1 protein-coding gene and 1 pseudogene are annotated in these 415 nt (G+C 52.8%); one reads left to right on the top strand and one right to left on the bottom strand.

Annotated elements, in window-relative coordinates; translation table 11 throughout:
* Positions 1-211 (top strand): helix-turn-helix transcriptional regulator (locus NE473_RS30365; protein WP_256265572.1); only part of this gene is annotated, 211 nt, incomplete at its 5' end.
* A gap of 30 nt (positions 212-241) precedes the next feature.
* Here NE473_RS30365 and NE473_RS33300 read toward each other — a convergent pair.
* Positions 242-415 (bottom strand): annotated as a pseudogene (locus NE473_RS33300) (MATE family efflux transporter); the annotation flags it as partial.

The following is a 415-nucleotide window of genomic DNA, read 5'->3' as shown; positions in this document are numbered from 1 at the left end:
CTTAACGGATGCTATCCACGAGGCCAGAATCAACCGGGCCTGCCGCCTGTTAATAGAAACGAATCTGACCGGCAGCGAGATCGCCTACGAGTGCGGGTACACGGATGTCGATTATTTTCGCAGACTGTTTAAGAAATACATGGGAATCACGGCGAAAGAGTACCGGCAGGCGTACTGCCTGGTGCTTCCGGAGGATCGTGTGGGAAAATAACTGAGCCGGCGTAAAGCCGCTGCTTTACGGTTATAACAACTGACTCTTTTTCTGATAGATCCGGCGGAATAAGACAGTCGTAAGGACGACGGAAATGATTTCCGCCAGAGGGAACGCATACCATACGGCATGAAGGCCGAATTCCGCTGCGAAGAACCAGGCAGCGGGCAGAATACATACCAGCTGTCGGGCTGCCGAAGTGAT

This window comes from Hungatella sp. SL.1.14 (assembly GCF_024460495.1).
In the GTDB taxonomy this organism is placed as follows: Bacteria; Bacillota; Clostridia; order Lachnospirales; family Lachnospiraceae; genus Hungatella; species Hungatella hathewayi.
This window is presented reverse-complemented; position numbering and strand designations above follow the sequence as displayed.